The organism is Methanobrevibacter sp. (assembly GCF_017432245.1).
In the GTDB taxonomy this organism is placed as follows: domain Archaea; phylum Methanobacteriota; class Methanobacteria; order Methanobacteriales; family Methanobacteriaceae; genus Methanobrevibacter.
In genome coordinates this window covers 1-16,449 of the sequence record NZ_JAFRJO010000064.1, presented here as the reverse complement: position 1 = coordinate 16,449, position 16,449 = coordinate 1, and the positions used below count along the sequence as shown (strand labels likewise).

The 16,449-nt window shown below is 30.4% G+C and carries 14 protein-coding genes and 1 pseudogene; 2 read left to right on the top strand and 13 right to left on the bottom strand.

Features of this window, described 5'->3' with window-relative positions; genetic code table 11:
• Positions 1-77: 77 nt before the first annotated feature.
• The 4 genes from IJI80_RS05515 to thrC form a co-directional block, all read right to left on the bottom strand.
• Positions 78-284 (bottom strand): 30S ribosomal protein S28e, encoded by a 207-nt coding sequence (locus tag IJI80_RS05515; protein ID WP_292788332.1) that lies wholly within the window; start codon positions 282-284, stop codon positions 78-80.
• A gap of 51 nt (positions 285-335) precedes the next feature.
• Positions 336-704, bottom strand: coding sequence for a 50S ribosomal protein L7Ae (rpl7ae, locus tag IJI80_RS05510; RefSeq protein WP_292777681.1), 369 nt, complete (start codon positions 702-704; stop codon positions 336-338).
• A gap of 620 nt (positions 705-1,324) precedes the next feature.
• A complete protein-coding gene (locus IJI80_RS05505; RefSeq protein ID WP_292788330.1) occupies positions 1,325-1,522 on the bottom strand; it encodes a histone family protein in 198 nt (65 codons plus the stop codon).
• Positions 1,523-1,950: 428 nt separating this feature from the next.
• Positions 1,951-3,147: a threonine synthase gene (gene thrC / locus IJI80_RS05500; protein WP_292788329.1), complete on the bottom strand. Its 1,197-nt coding sequence runs from the start codon at positions 3,145-3,147 to the stop codon at positions 1,951-1,953.
• A gap of 181 nt (positions 3,148-3,328) precedes the next feature.
• Here thrC and IJI80_RS05495 point away from each other — a divergent pair, with 181 nt between their 5' ends.
• Positions 3,329-3,466, top strand: coding sequence for a hypothetical protein (locus IJI80_RS05495; RefSeq protein WP_292788328.1), 138 nt, complete (start codon positions 3,329-3,331; stop codon positions 3,464-3,466).
• On the opposite strand, the gene IJI80_RS05490 is transcribed toward IJI80_RS05495, so the two are convergent.
• From IJI80_RS05490 to thsA, 7 genes are all read right to left on the bottom strand, one after another.
• Positions 3,463-4,161, bottom strand: coding sequence for a stage II sporulation protein M (locus tag IJI80_RS05490; protein ID WP_292788326.1), 699 nt, complete (start codon positions 4,159-4,161; stop codon positions 3,463-3,465). The two genes, IJI80_RS05495 and IJI80_RS05490, sit on opposite strands and share 4 nt — an antisense overlap.
• A gap of 46 nt (positions 4,162-4,207) precedes the next feature.
• Positions 4,208-5,299, bottom strand: a complete 1,092-nt coding sequence (locus tag IJI80_RS05485) for a tryptophan--tRNA ligase (RefSeq protein ID WP_292788325.1) — start codon at positions 5,297-5,299, stop codon at positions 4,208-4,210.
• Positions 5,300-5,644: 345 nt separating this feature from the next.
• The gene (endA, locus tag IJI80_RS05480) at positions 5,645-6,160 is read right to left on the bottom strand and encodes a tRNA-intron lyase (RefSeq protein WP_292788323.1); all 516 of its coding nucleotides are present in this window, start codon (positions 6,158-6,160) and stop codon (positions 5,645-5,647) included.
• Positions 6,161-6,250: 90 nt separating this feature from the next.
• Positions 6,251-6,958, bottom strand: a complete 708-nt coding sequence (locus IJI80_RS05475) for a metal-dependent transcriptional regulator (protein ID WP_292788322.1) — start codon at positions 6,956-6,958, stop codon at positions 6,251-6,253.
• 233 nt (positions 6,959-7,191) lie between these two features.
• Complete coding sequence (locus IJI80_RS05470) at positions 7,192-8,823, bottom strand: transglutaminase domain-containing protein (protein WP_292788320.1); 1,632 nt, start codon at positions 8,821-8,823, stop codon at positions 7,192-7,194.
• A 371-nt stretch (positions 8,824-9,194) separates the two neighbouring features.
• Complete coding sequence (locus IJI80_RS05465) at positions 9,195-12,323, bottom strand: pseudomurein-binding repeat-containing protein (protein ID WP_292788318.1); 3,129 nt, start codon at positions 12,321-12,323, stop codon at positions 9,195-9,197.
• 868 nt (positions 12,324-13,191) lie between these two features.
• Positions 13,192-14,844, bottom strand: coding sequence for a thermosome subunit alpha (thsA, locus tag IJI80_RS05460; protein ID WP_292788316.1), 1,653 nt, complete (start codon positions 14,842-14,844; stop codon positions 13,192-13,194).
• A 308-nt stretch (positions 14,845-15,152) separates the two neighbouring features.
• Here thsA and IJI80_RS05455 point away from each other — a divergent pair, with 308 nt between their 5' ends.
• The gene (locus tag IJI80_RS05455; RefSeq protein WP_292788315.1) at positions 15,153-15,659 is read left to right on the top strand and encodes a flavodoxin; all 507 of its coding nucleotides are present in this window, start codon (positions 15,153-15,155) and stop codon (positions 15,657-15,659) included.
• A 128-nt stretch (positions 15,660-15,787) separates the two neighbouring features.
• Here the strand turns inward: IJI80_RS05455 and IJI80_RS05450 are convergent, their stop codons facing one another.
• Together IJI80_RS05450 and IJI80_RS05445 are read right to left on the bottom strand one after the other, a co-directional pair.
• Positions 15,788-16,252 (bottom strand): hypothetical protein, encoded by a 465-nt coding sequence (locus IJI80_RS05450; RefSeq protein ID WP_292788314.1) that lies wholly within the window; start codon positions 16,250-16,252, stop codon positions 15,788-15,790.
• Positions 16,225-16,449: pseudogene (locus IJI80_RS05445) on the bottom strand (class I SAM-dependent methyltransferase); the annotation flags it as partial. The pseudogene IJI80_RS05445 and the gene IJI80_RS05450, both read right to left, overlap by 28 nt.

Genomic DNA, 16,449 nt, shown 5'->3' with positions numbered 1-16,449 from the left:
TTTCTTTACCACAGAATGAACAAGTTCTCATGTTAAAACACCTTCTTTAAGTAAGATAAGCTTAATAACCAAGGTTATTAAGGAGTTCTAATCTCCTTAGCTTCTCTGATTGTGTCGAGTAACATTAAAATATCGCCTTCATGTACAGGGCCCATGATATTTCTTGTTAAAATTCTTCCTTTGTCTCTTCCATCGAGAATTCTGCATTTTACTTGCATGATTTCTCCAGTCATACCAGTTCTGTTTAGAACTTCTATAACTTCTGCTGGACTTCCTTCTTCCATATTATCACCTATTAATTATTTTGAAGATATGTATCTTCTAAGGCGCAATACTTATTCTTTAAGTTCTGCAACTTTTTCAACAACTTCTGCTACTAAGTCAGCAGCATCTCCAGCATCTACAATACAAGCGGAAGCAGTTCCAACACTTAAACCAGCAGCTGCACCAACTTTGTCTTTGGTTGCTAAGTATACGTAAGGAATTTCTTTTTCTTCAGCGAGAACAGGAATGTGAGCAACGATTTCAGCAGGATCAACATCTTCTGCGATAACGACTAAAGCTGCGTTTCCTCTTTCGATAAATTTAGTTACTTCGTTAGTTCCTTTTGCTACTTTACCAGTATTTTGTGCTACTTCTAAAGCTTCTTCTGCTTTGTTAGCGATTTCTTCAGGTGTGTCAAATTTTACATAAATGTTTGCCATATAATTTACCTCCTTTTTCATCTGGCTTTTTGCCATCCATCGGCAAAATAATTACTATAAAAATCAGTAAAATAATCAAATATTAATAAAATAATCAATTTTTCCATCAATTATAGATAAAACTTTTTAAATATGATACATAAGATTAAATCAATTTGAAATCTCTTTAAATATAATATCATAATAAAAAGTTAGCTTATAGAAGCTAAAAAATATTCAATTATAATTACAGATTTAAAGTTTTAATCTATAACTCTAAATATTATATCCACATCACTAAATAATAAAGCCTAAAATAAAAGTAAAAAGTTTTTATTCTAGTTTAATATTTTCAATGAATATTATTAGTTTAAGTAAAATTAGCTAATAATATAAAATTTTTCAATTTAGTATTAATGAAATAAATTCTAGAGAACTAGACATAATAAAATATATTATTTATAGTATATAAATGTTATTAGAAAAATAGGTTTTAAAAGGAAAATAATCAGCAATCTAAGCTAATTATTTAATGATACTTAAAAAAATAAAAATAAAGAGTTCGTAAAAAGGCGTAAGAAAAAGATAAAAGTAAAATTACTTAAATCTAGATCCAAATCCGAAAATACTAAACAGCAATCTTATTTAATTGCTAATTTAATGTCTTCAGCTTTTACAGTTTTTCTACCTGCGTGGCGTGCAAAGTTAACTGCTTTTTGAGCAATTTCGTTTCCGTATTCTTCGATTGCTTCAGCTAATTCAGCTTTAGCTGCATCAGCTACTCTTTCTGCACCAGCATTTTTCAATATTCTTCCGATAGGAGCGATTGGTAATTCCATATTTAACACCTCAAATTTTTATAATAATAGTTGTATATTTTTTAATATATAAATATATCGATAAAAATGCTCAAAATTCAAAATCATTTACATATTTCTATTAATAATTTATAAAAAATAATAATTATTTTTAAAATCAAATCTTAACAAAAAATATAAAAATAATCAAAAATTCATTAAAAAATATTATACAAAAAGAAAAAACAATAAAAAATATTAAAAAAATCAAAGATTAAAAGAAAAATATTAAAAAAATCAAAAAAATATCTGATTTAAAAAGAGTTAAGAATTTAAAAAAATAATAAAAAAATGATAAAAATTAATAAAAAGTATGAAAAATAGCTTTGAAAAAATAAGAAAATAATTTAAAAATTATTAAAAAATAAAATAAAAAAAGTAAAAAAATAAAGAAGAAAAAATCACTTAAATTATTTGTTAAGTAAAATTTCTTTGATTTTATCAATGTCTGCGTCCACTTGGACAGGATCCACACAAGCGTCAATAGCTGTGTTAGGATCTTTAAGCAAGTGTCCAGTTACAACACAAACAACTCTTTCTCCTTTGTCAATATCTCCTTGTTCAACTAATTTCTTAAGACCTGCAATGGATGCTGCAGAAGCTGGTTCAACTCCAACACCTTCAGTTCTTGCAAGCAATTTTTGAGCGTCAAGGATTTCTTCATCAGTTACGGTTTCAGCTAAACCATTGGAATCGTAAATAGCTCTTAATGCTTTAACTGCACTTACAGGAGCACCGATACGAATTGCAGTAGCAATGGTTTCTGGGTTTTCGACAGGAGTCATGTCCATGGTTTTGTCTCTGAATGCATTTGCAATAGGACATGCACCTTCAGCTTGAATACCTGTCATCATTGGAACATCATCCATAAATCCAGCATTGTGGAATTCGGTAATTCCTTTCCAAATAGCTGAAATGTTTCCTGCATTACCTACAGGAAGAACGATTCTATCAGGAGATTCCCATCCTAAGTCATGGACAATCTCATAACCGATGGTTTTTTGTCCTTCTAATCTGAATGGGTTAATTGAATTCAATAAGTATAAATGTTTTTCACGAGCAAGTTGGGTCATAGCTTCTAAAGCTTCATCAAAGTTACCATTGATTGAGAATACTTCTGCACCATGGAACATAGCCTGTGCCAATTTACCGAGAGCAACTTTACCTGCTGGCAAGAATACAGCACATCTTAAACCTGCTCTAGCAGCATAAGCCGCAAGGGAAGCGGAGGTGTTACCGGTTGAAGCGCAACCTACAGTATCCACTCCAAGCATCATAGCTTTAGTCATACCGATGGTCATTCCTCTGTCCTTGAAACTTCCAGTAGGGTTTGATCCTTCCACTTTAACGTAAAGGTCAATTCCAAGTTCCTTACCTAATTTTTCACATCTGCAGAATGGAGTTCCTCCTTCATCTAAGGAAACTCTTTTCTCTGCATCTACAGGCAAGCATTCTTTGTATTTCCATAAGTTATCTCTTCTACCTTCAAAAGTAGATTTAGGAACATCAACTTCCACTTCCACTTCCAAGACAGATCCACATTTTTTACAATTGTAGATAACTTCATCATCTTCGTATTCTTCTCCACAAGACACACATCTAATCATTTTATCACATTAAATTTTTTTGATGAATAATAATTTTGATTTAATTTAAAATTATTTTTAATGATTAATTATAAAATTTAGAAAAAATTAGATTATAATTAATATACATCATATAATTATAGTCATTATAGTATAAAAACTTATTTTAAGATTAGTTAAGTTTCTTAAATAATTAAAAAAAATGAAAAATACTGATAAAATTGAAAAAATAAAAAAAAGAATTAAAAAAGTGAAAAATACTGAAAAAATTAAAAAAATAAAAAAAGAATTAAAGAATAAAAAGAGTAAAAAAAGAATTAAAAAAATAAAAATTAATTAGCCCATGCTTAAACCGAAGAAAGGCAATAGCTTACCTGCAAGAGGCACAGTTATATTCGCTTCAATGAATGCTGCAATGATCAATAGGATTACTGCAAGACATAAGAATATAAAAGACTCCTTTATCTTGTTTTGATTCATCTTAAATGATGCATAAAACCTTTGCTTGAGAGTAATCTTCACATCGGAAAAATATGGGTCGAAAATATCCAAATATGAATAGTCAGGAGACCTTAAATCCCATATGAAATGAAGCACAAATGAAAGGAGTACAAAACCTCCTGTTGTAGCTATAATGATAGCTGGAATTTCAAATATTCCATGAGGCAAAGTCAATGCCAAGTAAGCGTAAATATTAAAATCTGCACCAAAATAACCTATGAACATTCCGTTATTCGCTAAAATAAGAGCTCCTAACACTCCACCTAAAGCTCCAAGAGCATATAATATAAACGCTACAGTTACATTATTTGTGAAAATAGAATGGGTAGTTAAGGTAATTACCCCTTCATCCACCTGCTTCTGGAAATTATCCACCATAGGCTGGATGTAGTCTGAAATACTATCTGCATAAAAATAACCAAAGAGAAGTGGAATCACAAACAGTAATGTTGAAAACAATAATAGCCATTTATTATTTGAAAATGCTGCTTTTGTCTCTTCCTTAGCTATCTTTAAATAATGTTTAATATCCATAAAAACACCTTCAGATGTTAATTAATATATATTTTTACTAATTGACTTAATCAAACAATGATTCAGCAATCTCAACAGATTCCTCTTGTTTTACCTTTAAGTCTTCAAAGAAATCTTTCATGAGCTCTGCTGCATGAACCTTACAATGGCCGCACAATAGCTCACCGTTCATACATTCTTCACGAATCTTTTCAAGCTCCTTGTCATCATCAACCAAATGATAAACAAGCATTTCATAGATTACACATTCATCAGGCCTTCCGCCTAACTCCTTTTGCTCGTCAAGAGTTTCTCTTCCACCTGTTTTAGATGATTTGACTTTTTTCTCTGCTTGCTTAGGAGTTTCATTCAAGTAAATTGCAGTGTTTGGCTTACTGCTTGACATCTTATCTCCAGTAAGCCCTGTCAAGAACCTATGATAAGTGGAAGCAGGAGCTAAAAATCCAAATTCCTCATTCAATTTAGCTGCAATGTCTCTAGTCAATCTTAAGTGAGGGTCCTGGTCTACGCCTACAGGAACAACAACCTGTTTTGGCCCTCCGAATTCCTCAGTTTGAGGAAGCAAGATGTCTGCAACCTGAACTAAAGGAACGTATAGATGTGCAATGTTAGTGCTTGCATTAAAGCCGTAAATAGCTTGCATGTTATTGAAATTGACCCTTTTTGCAATCTTGAATGTCAAGTCATTCAAGGTTTTGTTTTGGGACTGAAGATAGACATTTACATTATCTGCAGTTAAGTCAAGACCTAAAGCAATGTAATTAGCCAAATACTCATTTATAGCTATTTCCTTTGCCTTCTCAAAACTGATTCCCCTTGCAGCATATGATTCCATATCTGCAATTGACAAGGATAATGAAGCGCCCTTTTCAAAATACCATTTCAATTGGTCAATGACCATCTTATGGCCAATGTGCATCTGGCCACTTGGCATCATTCCAGTCATTACTCCAAAGTCCTTCTTGCCATTGATTAATGGAACCAATTTATCGAAGTCCCTATGGCCAAAAATTACTCCTCTTTTCATCAATCTTGCAGGATCTTCAATTTTCCCTACAAGCTCTGAAAAGTCTCTTATACCAAACTGATTAACTAATTTATCATAATCTACTATAGATGAGCCCCATGGATCAATCAAAAAATCACCTTAAATATAACATCTTTGCTTAAATTGAATAGTTAGATAATAATTATTATGTTTTTTATTGTAAGTGTTTAAATAATTATACGTATATTTAATTAAAATTATTTAAAATTTTTAGTGAAAAATTTATAATAATTATTGCATTAATTTGAATTTTAATTCTAATTTTTATTCTAATAATATGCTATTAATTAAATATGATTTACAAGTTAATAAAAATAACTAATAAAAATTTAAAAAAATAGCTATCAAAATAATAAAAAAATATTAAAAAATAATTCTTAATAAAGTATTAAGAAAAAAATAAAAATGGAAATAATGAAATTAATTAAAAAATAGCTATGGACGGGTCCACTCTATGTTATAATATGTAACGTCCAAATCATCATCAACGACAGCAAGCAACAGTTTCTTGTTTACACCGTGGGAAACTCTCACATAGCTTGCAAAGTCCAATACATTAACCTCATTTGTTTCATACAATACCTTAACCAGGAAGTCAGAGTGTGCATGGCCAGGACCTGTACCTCTTTCATAAAGTCTGAATTCAGATCCGTACTTAAATCCAGTCTTGATAATGTAACCTCTGTTTTTCAAATCCCTATAAACAAGGTATTTGCCGTAAATCTCTTCTTCCTTGATTAAATCAATGATGTAATTCACATCACATTTCTCATCATTTTCATAAATGTCCAAACGTCCACTTTCCATCAAGTAACATGCTTCAATTAGGGAAAGTTCCAAACAATCCTCGGACAATTTACCAAATTGGCTTTTTTGATTAAGGGAAACAGCTCTTTGGTTACCCTTTTCAATTTTTATGGTTACAATACCTTCACATAAATCTCCACGCATTCAAACACCCAATAAAAATCCATAATAAAGTAAAATAGAAAATTAAAAAAAGTCTTTAAAAAAAATTTTAGAAAAAAGTAATATATATTGCTAGAAAGTTTTAACAAATATGTTATTTGCCAAATCCCTTGAGACTTCAATCATAGAATCTCCTAAGAAGACATTATATCCAGAGCGGGAAGAGTCAGAAATGCTAATTCTAGACCCTATATTAAGTCCAATATCCATTGCATCAGATAAAGATGCATCACCACCTCTTATGAATAAAACTTCACCTTTCTCACCGGATGAAAGCTGAGATATGGACAATAAGTTAAATTCCCTAATTCCGATGTCTTCAATATCACTATGATCATTTTTACAGTCATCACAGTTAGCAAAATCAAAATCACATGCAGGAATCAAATGGTCATCGGGACAGGTATCAGGATGTTCTAACATATGACAAATAGCTCTTTCCGCCTCATCAGACAATGAATGCTCCATTTCACAAGCTTGATGATGAAGATTTTCATCTTTGATTTTTAAAACATCTTTTAAGAATCTTTCAAGAATTCTATGTTTCCTAGTTATTTTTTGAGCTATTTTAATTCCTTCATCAGTTAATGAAGCCCCTTGATACGGAACATAATCAATAAAACCAATATCTTCAAGTTTTTTAAGCATTTGAGTTACGCTACCTGGAGCAATTCCTAACTCTTTAGATAAAGTTGTTGTGGATACATAGGAATCATTACTTCCAAACTTGTAAAGAACTTCCAAATACTCTTCAATATTTTCACTGATTTCTTTAGCCATGTAGAACCTCCGTGTTAATTTAAATTAATTTAATTTATTTAAATTTTTTAGAATTCAATTTAATTTTTAAGATTTTAATTCATTATATAATATTATAAAAAGAAAGTATATAAAGTTTTGGATAACCTAAAAATTTAAGAGTTTTAAAATAATGAAACTTGGCAAAATGCAAATTTTAAAAAAAAATAAGGTAATCTAAAAATAATGTGAAAAAGATAAAAAAGATTAGAAGATTAGAATGGGATTCTCCTATAAATATGAAGCTTGCGATAAGACTTTGTATTCCAATTACTTATATGGCCTAAGCTATTTCTATAACTGGTACCATCAGCGGAATACCATCTGCCATTAACATATATTTGAGCCCAAACATGTCCAGTAACCAAACCAGATCCAAATCTGCAACCTTTTGCATGAGCATATCTTGCAGGAATCTTGGATGCTCTGCATAGTGCAACAATTAAATTAGTGTGATCGCAACAATTTCCGCTTTTAGTCCTTAATGTTTTAGCGGCTCCTTTTCTTGAATTTGAATAATAGCTATATCCTAAATTATCCCTAACATAATTGAAAATGGCTGTTGCCTTTTCTAATTTAGTGGAGTATTTGCTTGTAAGCTTTTTAGATAAATTTCTAATGGATTTAGTTATTTTTGCATATCCTCCACCTGATAAGTATTTTCTTACAGAGAGTTTTGTATTTTGATTCAAACATTTTTTGAATTGACCAGAAGGATCAATAACATTTAAAATGGAAGAATTAGAGGATGGGCCATAAACACCATTATTATCATAAGAGAAATATACTCTATAAGCATTTCTTGCAAGATTAACCCTTAAATAAGCTATACCTTTATCATTAGTTGTGCGAATATAAGTATTTCCACCAATTGTAAACTTGACTTTTTCATTTTTTAGTATTTTCCCATCAGTACCCTTTAATAAAATTTTAAAGCATTTGCCTTTAAGAATTGCATAAATTAAAGGAGTTGTATAAGTTTTCTTATATACTGGCAATTTCATTGAAAGGGAAGAATTAACAAGAAAATCCTCTCCATTGAAACTGCAATTGAAAACAACTGATTTTTTATCAGAAGGCATTTTAATGGAAACTTGTCCTTTAGAATCTGTAGTTTTAGTGTATTTAACCCCATCCACATAGATGGCAAGTTTTTTATTTGCTAAAACAGTGCCTTTAGAGGAAACAAGTTTAATAATGAAATCTGAAGACCTATAAGCATACTTTTTAGGAGTTTGAATGATTGTTTTCTCATATAAAATTATGCTTGAATTTACAGATTCACTTGCATTATGCTCCAAATCCCCGTCATAAGATACAAAAATAATGTAAATTCCCCTTAAATCCAAATCAAGAGGCAAAATAGCTATACCCTCTTCATTTGTTAAACTGGTTTCATAGATAAAAGTTTCTTTTGGAGTATTTATTTTAAAGTTAATTTCTGCTCCAATAACAGGGTTATTTTCATCATCCAATAACTTGACAGTGTAATTTTCACTACCGTAAATTTCCCAGCCCTCAGGTGAAATGATTTCCAAATGTGTATTCTTTAAGATAGGATCTTCATTATCATCTTCTGAATCATCATCTGAACTAGAATCATCAGAATAAATATCTGAACTGGAATCCTCTGAATTCACTTCCAAATTCTCATTGGGACCTTTATCCAAATCTTCACCGATATCTGAAATCAAATCATCATTGAAATTAGAAAAATCATCTGCATTGACCATATCAAATGAATTTTCATCATTTACAATGCCTGCTGAGACTGAAGATACAGACAATATAAATGTCAAGAGCAATAATGATATAACAAACTTATAATTAATAATTACACCAGCCAAAAATACTAAAAATATTAAAAATCATAGGAAATCATTTTAAAAAAGAATCATATTAAAATAAAAACAAATAGTAAAATTTGAGAATGAAAGTTGTTTAAAATAATAATTGAAATTTAATATTTACATATTTATTTAGATAATTTATATTATAAAAAATTAATCATCTTTCAATATAAATGGGAAAATTAAAAAAAATTGATAGAAAATTAAAAAAAGGGTAAGTTATAATAAATCAAAATAAGAAAAATCATAAAAACAAGAAATAAAAAAAGATAAATAAAAAAAGTAAAAACAAAATAATGTAATATAAAAAAATAAAAAAAATTGAATAAGAGGAAATCCTCTTATTATCCATTTTAAATACTTTAATACTAGAATGGTACAGCAGCATATCTATTTAGATTGCTATATGAATTAGTGTTCCAATTTTGGATATTACCTAATTTATTCCTCACACTTGTTGCATCAGCGGAATACCAAACACCATTTACGAGAATTTGAGCCCATACGTGTCCAGTTACTAAACCACTTGAGAATGTGCAGCCTTTTGCATGAGCATATCTTGCTTCAATGCCTGAAGCCCTACACAATGCAACAACTAAACTTGCTTGATCCACACAATTACCTGAACCAGCACTTAAGGTACCTGAAGCACCATATTTGGAGTTAGCGTAATAACTGTAATCAATCTCATCTCTAACATAATTGTAAATAGCTTGAGCTTTTGCTTCATTGCTTTTCAATCCTTTAGTCAATTGATTTGCTAAATTACTAATGGAACTTGTAATAGCAGATTGACCAGTTCCAATCAAATATTTGGAAAGGTCTGACTCTGTATTCTTCTCATTTAAACCTGCTTTGAATTGATTTGAATTATAAGGTATATCAGATGATATACCTGCAGGAACTACAGAACTTTTGAATACAGAACTATCAAAAGTACAGTAATTAGGCAAATTTTTATGAGATTTATGGAAATCTAAAATCTTAGCAAATGAATAAGTGTATAAATCAAATCCAGCATTACCTAATGAAGAACCAGAACTACTATAAACCTTAGCGTAAACAGGGGAAACCTTATTGGATTCCTCAAATGACACTACTCTTTTTGATAAATCAACATATTGAGCCTTATAGACTGTAGCATCCATTGAATCCCCTTCGGAATTGCCACCGGATATGCCACTTGGAAGAGTAATGTAATTTGTGTTACCAGCATTAATATTATAGACAGCTTTAGCCATAAGATATGAGAATTCTGAAATGGTTAATCTCTTATTCGCTACTGTTACAGTACCAGGCCTAACATTTTTTATGTTAATATACTCCTTAACATTAGAAGCAGCCACTTCAATCTCACTTATGGAGAATCTGTTAGTGTCTTTTACAGTTACTGTGCTAGACAATTTAGATGCTTCACAAGCAGATGATCCTGCATAAGAGGAAACTACTGAGTAAGTTCCTTGACTTGCACCAATCTTTAAGGAAGCTACACCCTTAGAGTTAGTGGTTTGACTATACAATTTACCGGAAAAATTAAATGTAATCTTTTGATTAGCCAAGGCATTACCTGCATTATCCACTAATGTCACTGAATATGAATCGCCTTTATTTACACTGTTTGAACTAGCTTTTATTGAAGTGGATTTTTTTAAAGGAGCGTATACAGAACTTTCAAAAGTACAATAGTTAGGCAAATTATTATGAGATTTATGGAAATCTAAAATCTTAGCAAATGCAAAAGTGTATAAATTGTAATTTGCATTGCCTGCCTTATTGGAACCGTCTTTTACAGACAAGTAATTTGCAGGTACTTTTTTAGATTCTATATTGGAAGCTGATCTTTTTGCTAAATCCACATATTGAGCTTTATAAACAGTGAATTTCAATGAATATGTAGAAGAACCTCCATTAGAAATACCATTTAAAAGAACAATATCTTTCTTGTTATTGGAATTAAGATTGGATACTGCTTTTGATGACAAATAGGTGAACTCAGATATTTTAAGAGTTTTAGAACCTACTTTCACAGTATTAGGCAATCTCTTATTCTTTAGAACATAATTCTTAACGTTAGTAGCTGCAGTTTCTATTTCATTCACACTGAAAGCATTAGAATTTTTCAATACAGTTAAAGTAACGGAATTCTTAGCGGATTTATAAACTTTTGAACCTGCATAAGAACAAACCATAGGATACTTACCTTCCTTCAAATTGATTTGGAGATAAGTTGAACCTTTAGAGTCTGTTGTCAATGTATAAGTTTTACCGTTGATAGCATATCTCAACTTTTGACCGCTTAAAGCTTTACCATTACCATCAGTCAAGGTAAGTGTATAATAATTACCTCTATAGATAGAATTTGAACTTCCTTTAAGAATTGTTGCTTTTAAACTAACTGCTTGATTAAATGCAGAACTTTCAAAGGTACAATAGTTAGGTAAATAGTTCTTGGACTTATGGAAATCTAAGATCTTTGCAAAGGCAAATGTATATAAATTGAAATTTGCATTTCCTACAGATCTTTTAGAAGCATCCTTAACAAGAATTTCATTAGGAGCTACCTTTTTAGAACCTATGTATGAAACTACATTTTTTGCTAAGTCAAGATATTGCGCTTTGTAAACAGTAGTTTTTAGTGAAGCTGAAGAAGATTTGCCATCGGAAATACCTGATAAAAGTATTATATCCCCTTTCTTATTTGAATTCAAATTAGATATCAATTGGGAAGAAAGGTAAGAAAACTCAGATATTTTTAGAGTTTTAGAACCTACTTTCACAGTATTAGGCAATCTCTTATTCTTTAAGACAAAATTCTTAACATTGGTCGCTGCATCTTCAATTTCCTTTACTGTAAATGCATTAGGATTTTTCAATACAGATAAAGTTACAGAGAGTCTTGAGGATTCATAAGCACTAGACCCTCCATAAGAACAGACCATAGTGTATTTACCTTCCTTCAAGTTTATTTGAAGATAAGTGGAACCTTTAGAGTCTGTTGTCAATGTATAAGTTTTACCGTTAATATTGTAACTTAACTTTTGACCACTTAAGACTTTACCTTTGCTATCAGTCAAGGTAAGTGTATAATAATTACCTCTGTAAATAGAACTTGAACTTCCCTTAAGAGTGGTTTTAACTTTTGCATTAGCTTGTAAAACAGCACTATCAGATTGTGAGGAAGCCCCGAGCATAGCCTTAGTATTTGCAATGTTTGAATTATGTTCCAAATCAGAATCTTCTACAGTATTATCAGTATTTAAAATTTCATAATCTGAATTTACATTGCTTGAACCAGCATTATCAGATTCTAAATTATTTGAATTTGAATCACTAGCAAGATTCTCATTGGAGTTGCTAGAAACACTAGCACCAGATAAGTCATTTGAATCATCTATGGAAGATGAATCATCAATATCCATAGCAGAAACTGATGAGATTAAACACAATCCCATAAGCAAAACTGCTAAAAGCAATGTGAGATTCTTAACTGAAATCATTTCACCTCACACTTTAGAGCAACCTAAAATTATATTCTTATAAGTATAATTTTCACATTGAATTTTTAAAAAAATATTATGGAAAAATATTTATTTTTCCCAAACTCAATGTTTATCATTTAACTTTTTCAAGTAAACAATAAAGACCACCCTAAACATTTCTTAACTTGAAATTTTTGCTTTAAAAACAAAAAAATCAAATTAGATTAATATTTACTTTTAATCTTTTATTATATAAATCTTACTAATAAAAATCATTCAAAATAAGAATTTTCCATAGTTTATAAATAAAAATAAAAAGATTTTAAGACTAATTTTATAATCCAGATATAGTTAACTATATGATATTGATATAAAGAATAATTAAATATTAAATAGGCAAAAGAAAAGATTAAAACTAAAAAAATTAAAAAATACTTGATAAGTCTTTAAATAATAAATAAATACTTAAAATTACTTATTTTAATCAAATTTAAAATAATATTACTTAAATAAATAGAAAATAAAATAATCATCTTTATTTAACTTAAAAAAGAATTACAAACTAATAAACATATTTGATATAAAAGAAAATGATATTATCATTTTTGAAATACTATTAAAAAAAGTGTTAAATTGAAAAAATACTTCTTAAAAAGTAAATTTCAGACAAATAAGCAATTTTAATTAAGTAATATTCAAAAAAGAACTATTTAAGAACAGAATAAGAAAATAAAGAAAATTTTTAAAAAATCTTTGAAAAAATTAAAAAAAATAGTTAGAAATTGTAAAAGAACTTGTAAAAAAATAGAATAAAAAGTTGAGTTTACTCTCAACTAGTGGAAAAAGTTTTGGTCAAGGTTTTTGACCGAAGGTCAAAAAGCTTGAATTACATCATAGGAGGCATTCCGCCCATTCCACCCATACCAGGTGCAGGAGGCATACCACTATGGTCTAAGTTTTCATCTGGGTCGACTTTTTGAAGTGCACCAGCTGCTGCAACTAAATCGTCAATACGCAAGATCATTTCACAAGCTTCTTGAGCTGATTGAATAGCTTGTTTTTTGACTCTTTGAGGTTCAACAACACCAGCTTCTTTCATATCAACTACTTTACCTTCAAATACGTCTAATCCCATATTGATGTTATCTTCATGAGCAGCTCTGAGCTCTACAAGTAAGTCAATGGTGTTTAAACCAGCGTTTTCAGATAAGGTTCTTGGTACAATTTCCAAAGCATCTGCAAATGCATTTACAGCCACTTGTTCTCTTCCACTGATAGTATTAGCATAAGCTTTCAATTGTCTTGCAATTTCAATCTCAGGAGCTCCTCCACCGTATACAACCTTTCCATCTTCAACAGTAGCTGCAACTACACCTAATGCATCTTCCATAGCCCTTTCAATTTCAGAGGAAACGTGTCTGGTACTTCCACGGATTAAAATGGAACTTGCTTTAGGGTCTTCACATTCTTCAATGAAGGTAATGATTTGGTCAAAGACCTTTTCTTGATGTATGTAACCTGCCTTACCTAAAACATCAGGAGTCAAGTCTTCAATATTGGTAATGAGTTCAGCACCGGTAGCTTTCATGATTCTTTTTACGTCAGTGTTTTTAACTCTTTTGAAAGCCATGATTCCAGCTTTAGATAAGTGATGTTGGACTACATCATCAATACCTTTTTGACAGAACAATACATTACATCCGGAATCAATGATCTTATCTGCAATTTCCTTAAGGGTTTCCTGTTCACTGTCAAGGAAAGCTTGCATTTGCAATGGGTCAGTGAAATCAACTTTAGCGTTTTCCAAATCTTTCAATTCTAAAGGATATTTCATTAAAGCAATTTTACAATCACGCATTTCTTCAGGCATAGCTTCATTAGCTCTACCTTGGTCAATGTAGATACCGTCAACAATTAAGGAGTCCTCTACACTTCCACCATTGATTCTGTGGATTTTGATAAGGGTTTTGTCTAATTTTTCTCCTTCTTCAACTTTAAGTGCAGCTTGAACAAGCAATTGTGCAAGTTCATCTTTAGCATAATCTGAACCTTTACCGGTCATTGCAGTTTTTGCAATTCCAAATAAGGTGTCTGGGTCTCTTGCATCTGTTGAAATGCTATATAAGATTTCCATTGCTTTTGCAACTGCTAATCTGTATCCAATGAGAATAGTTGGGATTGCAATTCCATCCTCATATAATTCCATTGCTTTCTTAAGCAATTCACCAGCAATGATTACAACTGTAGTGGTTCCGTCTCCAACTACATTCTCTTGTTTTCTTGCAATTTCCACAAGCATTTTTGCTGCAGGGTGTGCTATATCCATTTCCTGTAAGATAGTTGCTCCATCATTGGTTACAACAACATCACCCATTTTCTTATCCACTAACATTTTGTCCATACCTTTTGGACCAAGAGTGGTTCTTACAATGCTTGCCAATAGTTGGCTTGCAAAAATATTCATTCTTAAAGCTTGATTTCCTTGAAATCTTTCAGTATCATCACGTAAAATATACATAGGTTGATTAATTTGCGCCATAATAATCTCCTTAATTTTAATCAGTGTTATTTTTAAATTAGATAATTTATTAGTAATTATAAAGATTAATTCAATAATTAATTACAAGAATTAATTATAAGAATTCATAATAAAAATTAAATTATATTTAATTTATATTAAATTATCCATATAGTTATAAATAGGTTTGCCTTACTATAAAAAATTTTTGTTTATAATGGATTATCAAGAATGTTAAAAAAAGAGAATATTGAAATAAAAACAGAAAATTTAACAATTGTTTTTATTAAATTATTAATTAATTGAGATAATAAAAAAAGGAGATTCATATGTCAAGTATTGTAATTTATTTTTCAAGAAGTGGTGAAAACTACTTTGGTGGAGAACTTAAAAATATTGAAAAGGGAAACACAGAAGTGATTGCAGAATACATTCAGGAATTGGATAACGCAGACTTATTTAAAGTTGAACCTGCAGTCGAATATCCTGCAGAATACATGAAATGCACTGATGTTGCTAAAAAGGAACAGCAAGCAGATGCAAGACCTGAAATAAAAGAAGCATTAGATAATATTGATGCCTACGACACAGTCTACATCGGTTTTCCGAACTGGTGGGGAACTATGCCAATGCCAATGTTTACCCAATTGGAACAATTGGACTTTACAGAAAAAACAGTTAAGCCTTTTGTAACCCATGAAGGTTCCGGTTTCGGATCATCAGAGAAAGACTTGAATAAATTGTGTGTAGGAGCTATAATCAAAAAAGGATTATCAATTCCTGGTGCAAGCGTATATGATGCAAAAGAAGCTGTGAAATCATGGATTAATGAATAAATTAATCCTTTTACTTTTTACTTTCTTACTTTTTAACTTTTTTTATTTAGTTTAAATTTTATATGATTTTTACTTTTAATTTTTTAATTTTTAACTCTTTTAAATAAAAATAAAATGCCATTTTGAAATTATTTTTCCAAAACAGCAATATAATCCATTCTATTTCTTATAAATGGAATCCAAGTGAATATTTTGGTGAATGGCTTATAAACATTCATTCCATCAAACAGATTTACATCCTTTATCCACTTGAAGTTGGAATTCAATTTTAAAAGCTCATGTCCTTTTTGAACTCCCCAAATGAATTTTGCATCCATTTCCTCAACTGATTTCTCCTTAACATTCTTTACGGAGACCGGAGGCATTATTTCAGTGAATACAGTGCATGAGTTGAAATTCTCATCAATTATGTCCAGAATCATTTTATTGTCATCTTCAGTAAGATACATTGACAATCCCTCAATGATGAACAATACATCCTCACTTGCTTCTATTTCACTGACCCATGAGGGATCCATTGCTGAATATGACAATGTCCTTACCCTATTGCTGTCCTTAATATAGTTCAATCTGAACCTTGCTGAATTTTCCAAATCAACATTATACCATTGTCCAATCGATTGTATCTGGTATCCATTCCAGAAGCAATATTCACTATTGTGCATCTGGGATGTGAGCGAATATATTTTGAAACCATATCATCCAAGACGATAGTTCTTGAAATCACTCCCCATTGCATTTGATAGTCCTTATCTGCTATGGAGAAGTCATAATCAATTTCAGAAATTAC

Excerpts from the sequence above, each read along its gene's own strand:
- rpl7ae (WP_292777681.1), bottom strand. The coding sequence starts at position 704 with ATGGCAAACATTTATGTAAAATTTGACACACCTGAAGAAATCGCTAAC.
- IJI80_RS05475 (WP_292788322.1), bottom strand. The coding sequence starts at position 6,958 with ATGGCTAAAGAAATCAGTGAAAATATTGAAGAGTATTTGGAAGTTCTT.
- IJI80_RS05505 (WP_292788330.1), bottom strand. The coding sequence starts at position 1,522 with ATGGAATTACCAATCGCTCCTATCGGAAGAATATTGAAAAATGCTGGT.
- IJI80_RS05455 (WP_292788315.1), top strand. The coding sequence starts at position 15,153 with ATGTCAAGTATTGTAATTTATTTTTCAAGAAGTGGTGAAAACTACTTT.
- IJI80_RS05515 (WP_292788332.1), bottom strand. The coding sequence starts at position 284 with ATGGAAGAAGGAAGTCCAGCAGAAGTTATAGAAGTTCTAAACAGAACT.
- IJI80_RS05490 (WP_292788326.1), bottom strand. The coding sequence starts at position 4,161 with ATGGATATTAAACATTATTTAAAGATAGCTAAGGAAGAGACAAAAGCA.
- endA (WP_292788323.1), bottom strand. The coding sequence starts at position 6,160 with ATGCGTGGAGATTTATGTGAAGGTATTGTAACCATAAAAATTGAAAAG.
- IJI80_RS05495 (WP_292788328.1), top strand. The coding sequence starts at position 3,329 with ATGAAAAATACTGATAAAATTGAAAAAATAAAAAAAAGAATTAAAAAA.
- thsA (WP_292788316.1), bottom strand. The coding sequence starts at position 14,844 with ATGGCGCAAATTAATCAACCTATGTATATTTTACGTGATGATACTGAA.
- IJI80_RS05465 (WP_292788318.1), bottom strand. The coding sequence starts at position 12,323 with ATGATTTCAGTTAAGAATCTCACATTGCTTTTAGCAGTTTTGCTTATG.
- thrC (WP_292788329.1), bottom strand. The coding sequence starts at position 3,147 with ATGATTAGATGTGTGTCTTGTGGAGAAGAATACGAAGATGATGAAGTT.